8 protein-coding genes and 1 tRNA gene are annotated in these 8,599 nt (G+C 74.5%); 2 read left to right on the plus strand and 7 right to left on the minus strand.

The window, feature by feature from the left end; translation table 11 throughout:
- A partial coding sequence (locus tag AOK24_RS07935; protein ID WP_055719335.1) for a M6 family metalloprotease domain-containing protein occupies positions 1 to 1,027 on the plus strand: 1,027 nt, incomplete at its 5' end.
- A gap of 114 nt (positions 1,028 to 1,141) precedes the next feature.
- On the opposite strand, the gene AOK24_RS07940 is transcribed toward AOK24_RS07935, so the two are convergent.
- The 7 genes from AOK24_RS07940 to AOK24_RS07970 form a co-directional block, all read right to left on the minus strand.
- Positions 1,142 to 1,215, minus strand: a tRNA-Lys gene (locus tag AOK24_RS07940).
- Entirely contained in the window at positions 1,206 to 1,784 is a 579-nt protein-coding gene (locus AOK24_RS44970; RefSeq protein ID WP_063799410.1) for a bifunctional DNA primase/polymerase, read from the minus strand. The genes AOK24_RS07940 and AOK24_RS44970 overlap by 10 nt, the downstream gene beginning before the upstream one ends.
- A 198-nt stretch (positions 1,785 to 1,982) precedes the next feature.
- A complete protein-coding gene (locus AOK24_RS07950; RefSeq protein WP_055719337.1) occupies positions 1,983 to 2,363 on the minus strand; it encodes a hypothetical protein in 381 nt (126 codons plus the stop codon).
- Between the two features lie 130 nt (positions 2,364 to 2,493).
- Complete coding sequence (locus AOK24_RS07955) at positions 2,494 to 3,828, minus strand: AAA domain-containing protein (protein ID WP_055719338.1); 1,335 nt, start codon at positions 3,826 to 3,828, stop codon at positions 2,494 to 2,496.
- The gene (locus AOK24_RS07960; protein WP_055719339.1) at positions 3,825 to 5,414 is read right to left on the minus strand and encodes a hypothetical protein; all 1,590 of its coding nucleotides are present in this window, start codon (positions 5,412 to 5,414) and stop codon (positions 3,825 to 3,827) included. Before AOK24_RS07960 ends, AOK24_RS07955 begins: the two co-directional genes overlap by 4 nt.
- The gene (locus tag AOK24_RS07965; RefSeq protein ID WP_055719340.1) at positions 5,405 to 6,568 is read right to left on the minus strand and encodes a hypothetical protein; all 1,164 of its coding nucleotides are present in this window, start codon (positions 6,566 to 6,568) and stop codon (positions 5,405 to 5,407) included. Before AOK24_RS07965 ends, AOK24_RS07960 begins: the two co-directional genes overlap by 10 nt.
- Positions 6,519 to 7,460, minus strand: coding sequence for a phosphatase PAP2 family protein (locus tag AOK24_RS07970; RefSeq protein ID WP_055719341.1), 942 nt, complete (start codon positions 7,458 to 7,460; stop codon positions 6,519 to 6,521). The genes AOK24_RS07965 and AOK24_RS07970 overlap by 50 nt, the downstream gene beginning before the upstream one ends.
- Before the next feature lie 189 nt (positions 7,461 to 7,649).
- Here AOK24_RS07970 and AOK24_RS07975 point away from each other — a divergent pair, with 189 nt between their 5' ends.
- The gene (locus AOK24_RS07975; protein WP_055719342.1) at positions 7,650 to 8,243 is read left to right on the plus strand and encodes a histidine phosphatase family protein; all 594 of its coding nucleotides are present in this window, start codon (positions 7,650 to 7,652) and stop codon (positions 8,241 to 8,243) included.
- Positions 8,244 to 8,599 lie beyond the last annotated feature (356 nt).

Below are 8,599 nucleotides of genomic sequence, written 5' to 3' on the forward strand. Positions count from 1 at the left end.
CCCCCTCACCACCCCCGCCGAACTCGCCGCCGACCACTTCCCGGCCACCTCCGACTTCTTCCGCCGCGCCTCCTACGGCCGCTTCACGCTGCGCGCCCACCCCGGCGAGCGGTGGATCCGCATGCCGAAGCCGTCCACGGCGTACGCCATACAGCGCGACTGGAACGCCGAGCACCGCGCCGCCTACCTGCGCGACGCGCTCGCCGCCGCCGACCCCGGTATCGACTTCGCCCGGTACGACGTCGTCTACTTCGTCGCCGACCCCGACGCGCCCGGCGTCGACTCCGACGCGACGAAAGTAGTCAACCTGGATGTCCCTCTCAGGGCTGACGGGGTCGACATCCGGCGCGTCGTCACCGTCTTCGAGCAGCACCCCCCGGACCGGCTGGTCCTCGCGCACGAGACCGGCCACGTCTTCGACCTCCCCGACCTGTACCACCGGCCCGCCGACGGCAAGGGCGACTGGGACACCTACGTCGGCGACTGGGACCTGATGGGCAGTCAGTTCGGGCTCGCGCCGGACCTGTTCGGCTGGCACAAGTGGAAGCTGGGCTGGCTCCAGCCGCGCCAGGTGATCTGCGTACGGGAGGCCGGTACGACCCGCCTCACCCTGGAACCGCTGGGCGCCGGGCCCGGCGTACCCGTCACCCGCGCCTCCGGCTCCCCGGCCTTCGGGCTCGGCAACGGGACGAAGCTCGCGGTGGTGCGCACCGGCGCGGGCAGCGCGCTCGCCTTCGAGGCGCGCGGCCCCGTCGGCGACGACACGGCCGCCTGTCGCGCCGGGGTCCTCGTCTACCGGGTCCGCAGTACGGCGGACTCCGGGCGCGGCCCCGTCGAGGTCGTCGACGCGCACCCGCACAGCGAGGCCTGCTGGGAGCGCTCCGTGTACCCGCCGCTCGCCGACGCGCCGGTCGGCACGGGCGAGAGCTTCACCGTGCCGGCCGTACCGGGGGAGCGGGCCGTACGCCTTGAGGTGGAGGGTCGTACGGCGTCCGGGGCATGGACGGTGCGGATCACGCCACGGTAGTCCCGCACTACCTCTCAGGTAGGGGGTGCACACCACGAACGCGCCACGAGCGCGCCACGGAATAGGAGGGCATGCGAAAGACCCCCCGCTTCCGCGAGGGGCCTTGCCGTCAAGTGCGCCGCCAGGGACTCGAACCCCGGACCCGCTGATTAAGAGTCAGCTGCTCTAACCAACTGAGCTAGCGGCGCCTGCTGACGTCGTAGACCTTAGCACCCTGATCGGGAACCGGCGAAATCGATAACCGTACGGCCGCCCGCGCGGCCCGCACCGCCGCCCACAGCAGCACCTCCGCCCCCGGCAGCCAGGGATGACGCGTGTCCGGAGCGACCAGCCAGCGCGCCGCCGAGGTGGCCTCGCCGGCGACCGGCGGGACGGTGATCGCGTCGCCGGGACCGTGGCACAGCAGCGGCGGGAGACACGCCGTACGGCGGCTGCCCCACTCCTCCCAGGAGAGCAGAGACGGCAGGCGCTGTGCCGTCCCCGGGGTGGCGAACAGCAGCATCCGGCCCCGGAAGACCGCCACCGGGCCCGTGCCCTCCCCCTCGCCCCACAGGCGGTCCAGCATCCGCCGGCCGAAGACCGCCGCCGTGCTCACGACGTCGAAGACCGCGCCGCACGACAGCACGACCGGCGCGTCCGGCCGCTCCTCCCAGAAGGACAGCAGGCTGCGCGGGTGCGCCCCCGCCGAGGCCAGCCACGCCGCGCCGTCCGGGGTCACCCCGCCGATCTCGTCACACTCGTCCCAAGAGCCGCTCATGGGCTAAAGGTCTACCGGGGGTGAGCGCAAGATCCCGGAGAGTTGCGGGAAACGGGGACAGGGGGGCGACCGGGGCGGTATCTTGCCCCGCTGGCATATGCCGGACGGATGAGGGCCCTACGGGGTGAAGGGTCGTACCGATGTACGGCCCCCTCGCGCGCGCGTACGGCCGATCGCGAGCCCCCGGTGAGCCGCGCTCTAGATGGGCTCCACCCGGCTGTGGCTCTCCCCGGCGTTCTCGCCCTCGCCGCGCAGCAGGTCGCGCCCGAACTCCACGACCTTGCGCGCGTAGTCCTCGGTCCACTCCGCACGCTCCGCGATGTCCGCGGGCGTCAGCCGGTCGAACCGTCGGGGATCGGCGAGCTGGGCCGCGGCCATGGCCTGGAACTCCGACGCCCGGTCCGCGGCGGCCTGGAAGGCCTGAGCGAGCTCGCTCGCGCGCGCGAACAGCTCCGCGGGGTCGTCGATCGACTCCAGGTCGAAGAAGTGCTCCGGGTCGGCCGCCGCCTGGGCGGGCTCGAAGAGCAGGGGCGCGGGGCGTGGCCGCGGTTCGTTCCGACGCGGCGTGGGCTCCGCCATGTCTTCTCCTCCTCGTACGGTGCGATTCCGGACCACCCTCCATTGTCCCCCGCATACGCAAGAGGCACTCGGACGGCGACCCCGAGAACCAACGCGCGAGGAGTGACGGGTGTTCCCGCGCGCGGGCGCGTCAGGGTTTCCACCGCACCCGGTGCTCCGCGAGATGCCCCAGTACGGCGTGGTTCGCCTCCCAGCCGTCCGGAAACTTCACCAGGGTCCCCAACTGCACCGGCTCCGTGGACGGGTAGTTGTCCAGCAGATCGCTCACGCCCTCCCGGCACACCACCACACACGCGTGCCGGTGGCGGGACGTCAGCACGCACAGGCGGCCCGTCTCCAGGTGGAAGGCCGTCGCGTCGGGGCGGCCCGAGAGGGGGTGCAGGACGACCGTGACGTCGAACTCCATGCCCTGGAGGCGGTTCGCGGTGTCCACGGTGACGTCGCTCACGCCCAGGTCCGCGAGCGCCGCGCGGACGGCCGCCGCCTGGTCGCGGTGGGCCGTACCGACGGCGATCCGCGCGGCCGTCACCGGCGCCGGGGCGGGCGAGGACTCGGACGTCGCCGCGCCGCCCCGGTCCAGCACGCGCCGTACGACCATGGCGACCGCGCGGACGGCCTCCGGGTCGGTGCGCGGGGTGTGGCGCGCGGGCAGCTCCAGCAGGCCCCAGCCGGACTCGGCGGCCTCGTCGATGACCCGGTCGGGCCCGGAGCCGTCGGAGGGCACGGCGAACGTCAGACGCCGGTCCCCGTGCGCCGTGCCGCTGCGGAACGGCGTGTACGGGTAGAACGCGTCCGACACCAGCGGCGCGGCCGACGCCGGGAGCCGCCAGGACACCGGCAGGCGGTGCTGGGGCAGCCCCGGATTGTGCGCCAGCAGCGTCGTCACCGCCGACGCGGACGGGTCGTACGACAGCCCCGCCCACTGCTCGCTGCCGACGATCGCGAAGGGGTCCAGCTGGCCCGGGTCGCCCACGAACAGCGCCCGCTCGAACAGCCCGGCGACGGCCAGCAGCCCGTCCGAGCGCATCTGGTACGCCTCGTCCACGATCGCGTGCCGCCACGGCTCGTCGACCTTCACGTGCGCCCACTTCGCCGCCGTCGAGATCACCACCGGCAGCCCCGCGAGATCCGCCGCCTTCGCCGACGTCCGGACGGCAGGCAGCTCGTCCAGCGCCTTGTCGTACGCGTCCGGGTCACTGCTGTGCAGCCGCCCCACCGGCAGCTCGGACGCCTTCTGCGCGAGCCGCAGGACCAGGTCGTCCACCTGCGCGTTGGTCTGCGCCACGACCATCAAGGGGCGCCCGGCGTCCGCGAGTTCGAGGGCCGCGCGCACGACGAGGGTCGACTTCCCCGCGCCCGGGGGCGAGTCGACGACGACCCCGCGCGCGGTGCCGTGCAGCGTGTCGCGCAGGATCGCGTCGGTGGCCTGGGCGGCGGCCGTACCGGGGTCGAAGGCGGTGGTCACAGGACGTCCTCCTCGGTCACCGGGTCGGCCGCTTCGAGCACCGGCTCGCCCGGCGGGCCGCCGTGCGTCCACGGCGTGTCCTCCGGGTCGGGGAGCTTCGCGCCCCCTCGCTGCTCGTGCTCGAACGTGGTCCAGCAGAGGCGGTCGCCCTTCTCGGGCACCGAGCCCTGGTCGGGCTCCTTGCCCCGGCCCATCTTGTCCAGCAGGCGCAGGGTCAGGACGCCGTCCGCCTCGGCTGCGACGAACTCGGCGGACTGGGGCTTGCCCGCGAGGGAGCGGTACACCTTCGCGCGCTCGCCCAGGTGCGGGCGGTCGTCGGTGCGGACGGTCACCAGCGGGCGCGGGCGCGGGGAACGGCCCTCGCTGTAGGCCATCTCGACGTCGACGACCTCGCCCGCGAACGCCTCGCCCGCCAGCCGTCGGCCGGCCATCACCAGCGGGTCGTCCAGGGCCTGTTGCGCGTCCAGGCGGGCCTGCTCGCGCTCGCGCGTGGCCAGCTTGTTCGCGGCCGTCACGGCGTCGTCCCGGCGCGGCTGCGGCGGCTCGCCCGCGCGCACGCGGTCGCGGTGGCCGGTGAACGACCAGCGGTCGCGCGTCCACCGCTCCTCGACGTGCGCCCCCGGCGGCAGCTCCCGCAGCAGGTCCAGGCCCCGCCACACGCGCTCCCAGGTCGGCAGGGTCCGGCTCAGCACCAGCTCCCGGACCCGCTCCTCGGCGACAGCCAGCGCCCCGAGCCGGTCGTCGGCCTCCACGCCGTCCTCGGCGACGATGAACGCCGTCCGCGCGCGGTCGTAGCGCTCGATCGCCGGGGCGAGCAGCTTGTTGTCGAACGCCGGGTCCGTCGCGGGACCCGCCGGGGGGTGCGTCAACTGGCCGTCGTCGTCCCGCGCCAGCTCGATCCGCAGCGCCTCCCGCGCGCCGGACCCGCCCTCGGGCGGGTCGATCCACGCCAGCAGCGAGCCCAGGTGCTGGTCCTCCAGGCTGGACTGCCCCGTCGCCCAGTGCAGCGCCAGGACGTCCGTCAGCGCCAGCAGCAGCGAGGAGCCCGGCACCCGCGCGCGCTCCGCGTAGTGGGTCAGCCAGCGCCCCAGCAACGGCACGCGCGGGGGCGCCGGATAGGGCGCCTGAGGGTCCTGCTCCGCCGTACGCCGGAACCGCATCGACCGCCCCAGCAGGCGCAGCAGGTCCACGCCGCCCCGGCTCGGCACGATCAGCTGCGGCGCGTCCGCGCACAGCTCGACCTCGACCTTGACGCGCTTGCCGGTCTCCGGGTCGGTCTCGCTCCGCTCGGCCGCCTCCACCAGGTCGCCGTACTCGTCGATGTACGGCAGGACGACGTCGGCGAGCCGCGACAGGAACGCGAACCGCAGCTCCGGGTTGCGCGGCTGCGGTACGACGAGCAGGCGCGGGGCGTCGCGGTCCGTCCCCACGAGCGCGCCGAGCGGCGCCCCCGCCTCACCGCCCGTGATCAACGGGACCAGCACCATGGGGCGTTCGGACAGGTGCCGGTGCAGGACGGTCGCCGTCGGCTGGGCGCGGCCGGTGGAGTCGGCCTCCAGGCGCGCGAGGGTGGAGATCAGCGACATGGGGTCACCTCGCGAGCCAGGCCCGCCGGGCCGCCGGGGACGACTCCCGCCAGCGCCTCCGCGCGCAGCTCCGCCGCCCTGCGCAGCGCCGCCACGGCCGGGTCGTCCGGGTCGCCCTCCTCGCCGCGCGCGGCGGCCAGGACGTCCTCGACCCTGCTCAGGCCGCCCAGCTCCGCCCGGATCGAGCGGCCCAGCGTCGTGACGGCGCCCGCCGCGCGGGAGCGGGTGCGGCAGTGGAAGGCCAGTTCGCAGGTGGCGAGGCACTCCGGCGAGTACGTCGCGGGCACCGACTCGACGGCCGCCGTGAGCTCCTCGGCGGGCAGGGACGGGGCGAAGCAGGTGCCCTCGGGGAGGTCGGCCGCGATGTCCTCGATGCGGGTGAGGCGGGCCAGCTGGCGGGCCGTCACCGCGCGCTGCTTGCGGACGTCGACCGCGGACGCCGTCGGCAGGTTGGAGAAGTTCCTCGGGCAGACCAGCAGGACGCTGTGGCGCACGCGCGGGGGCACCGGCAGCTGCGCGGCGACCTGCTCCAGCGCCAGCACGTACACCGCCGCCTGCCGGGCCGCCGCGCCCACCTTCGCCGGGTCCGCCGAGCCGTCCAGCATCGGGAACGACTTGATCTCGACGACCGTCCACGCCCCGTCCGGGTGCACCACGACCGCGTCGGGCTCCAGGAAGGCGGGCGACCCGGCGACGTCCAGCGCGAGCATCGGATGGTCCAGCAGCGTCCACGTCCCCGGCGCGGAGGCCGCCTCGCGCAGGGCGAGCGCCGTACGCGCCGTACGGCCCTCGGGCCCCGCGGCGGTCAGGTCCGGGACGGCGGCCGAGGTGGGCGGCTCGGCGGACGCGTCCAGCGCCGCGTGCGCCAGGCGCAGGAGTTCCGCGCCGCCGTCGGCCTTGACCTTCGCCTCGAACGCGTTCCCGCGCGTCAGCGCGAACTGGGACTGGCCGAAGACCGCGGGCGAACCCAGCGCGCTCGCCAGCGCCGTCTTGTCCACCCCCGCGCCGTCGAGGAGCGCGCGCCGCCCGCACCCCGGGTTCGCGGCGAGCGCCGCGAGGGCGCGGGCGTCCAGCGCCTTGGCCGGGACGTCGGGTCCGCGCAGCTCAGCGAGCTGGTGCCGGAGCGCCGTCCCCCGCGTCCGCGGAGGAGGCACTCGGCTCGGCTCGGGAGTCGCGGGGCCGGGAGAAGTGCTCACCCGTCGAAGTCTGGCATCCGCCACTGACAATCGGGGTCCGTGGTGCCCCCGAGGCGGCTGCGACACGCGTCGTGACCGGCAGGAAACGGGACTTGAGCCGGTCGGCGCCGCGCATCACGAACGGCGTCAGCAGCAGCCCGACGCCCATCACGGCGGCCCCCGCGACCGCGTCCAGGAAGTAGTGGTTCGCCGTGCCCATGACCACGATCGTCGTGATCAGCGGGTAGGCGACGCCGGCCGCCTTCGTCCAGCGCGACCCGCCGAACCGCCACAGCATCACCCCGCACCACAGCGCCCAACCCACGTGCAGGCTCGGCATCGCCGCGTACTGGTTCGTCATGCCGCCCAGCCCGCGCGGGGCGCTCGCCTCGCCGCCCCACCAGCCGTACGAGCTGTACTGCGCCATCGTGTCCACGAAGCCGTGCCCCGCCTCCAGCAGCCGGGGCGGGCAGGTCGGCAGCAGCGTGAAGCCGATCAGGCCCATGAACGTGGACGTCATCAGCCACGTGCGCGCCGCGCGGTAGCGCACCGTGCGCGAGCGGAACAGCCAGACCAGGATCACCGGGGTCACCACGTAGTGCAGCGACGCGTACCAGAAGTCCGCCGGGACGCCGAGCCACGCCTCGCGCGTGAACAGCCGGTTCAGCGGGTGCTCCGCGTTGATGTGCAGCGCCTTCTCGACTCTCAGGATCGCCAGGCCGTGGTCCACGGCCTGCGACACGTCCCCGCGCGCGAGGAGGCGGCCCGCCGAGTAGCACGCGTACACCAGCACGATCAGCGGCAGCTCCGTCCACCAGCGCAGCCGCCCCGGGGGAGCCTCCTGGGTGCCCGGTGTCTCGGTCTTCGGCATCCGATCGCCTCCCCTTCCGATTCGTGGTGGACACGCCGTACGGACGTGTCACTTTACGGCGTATGTGCGCGCCCGGCCCCGGCGCCCTCGGCCTGTGAAGACGTCGGGATCGCCCACCGGGTTGCCCTGATCCACGGTGCGCGATGATGGAGAAGTTCCGCTCCTGTTTTTCTCCCGGAAAGGTCCCTCATGGCACCGCGCATCCTGCTGGCCCGGCATGGACAGACCGCCTGGTCGCTGTCCGGGAAGCACACCGGCAGGACCGACGTCCCCCTCCTGGAGGAGGGCCGCCGGGGCGCCAAGCTGCTCGGCGAACGGCTGCGCAGGATGCCCTACGACGGTCTCACGGGAGTCGAGGTCCGCACGAGTCCGCTGGCCCGCGCGCGCGAGACGTGCGAGATCGCCGGGTTCGGGGAGCGCGCCACCGAGTGGGACACGCTCATGGAGTGGCACTACGGCGCGTACGAGGGGCTCACGCCCGCCGAGATCCAGGCCGTCCGCCCCGGGTGGCTCATCTGGCGCGACGGCGTGCCCGAGGGGGAGAGCGTCGCGGAGGTGTCCGCGCGCGCGGACGACGTCGTCGCCTGGGCGCGTGACGCCGACCGGGACGTCCTGGTCTTTGCCCACGGGCACATCCTCCGCTCCATAGGAGCCCGCTGGCTCGGCCTGCCGCTGGACTTCGCGGCCCGGATACGCCTCAACCCGACGTCGCTGTCGGTACTGGGCTGGGCCTACGGCGAACCGGCGATCGAGAGCTGGAACGACCTGGGACACCTTTCGTAGGTACCCCGGGGCCGGCCGGTCATCCACGACCCCCACGCGCGAGCCGGCCGGGCCGGGACGGCCCTGACGCTGATGACAGCACCCGCGCGCGGGACGCCCCCCGGCTCCGGAGATCGGCCGCGCCGAGCAGCACCCGCGCGCGGGACGGCGCAGGATCAGCCCGGGGCGGATGACGGCGGCAGCGCCCGCGCGCGAGGCCGCCGCTGGAAAAACGGGCCCCCGCGCGCGAGACACCGCCTCCGGACCTCCCGCCAAGGCCGCCGCACCAGCCAGCGCGCCCCCGCGCGTGACGCCACCCCGATCCCGCCTGCCCGAGTTTCGCCCCCGAGAGCGGCCCCCCTCGCGCGCGAGACACC

It is taken from the genome of Streptomyces niveiscabiei, from assembly GCF_001419795.1.
GTDB lineage: Bacteria > Actinomycetota > Actinomycetes > Streptomycetales > Streptomycetaceae > Streptomyces > Streptomyces niveiscabiei.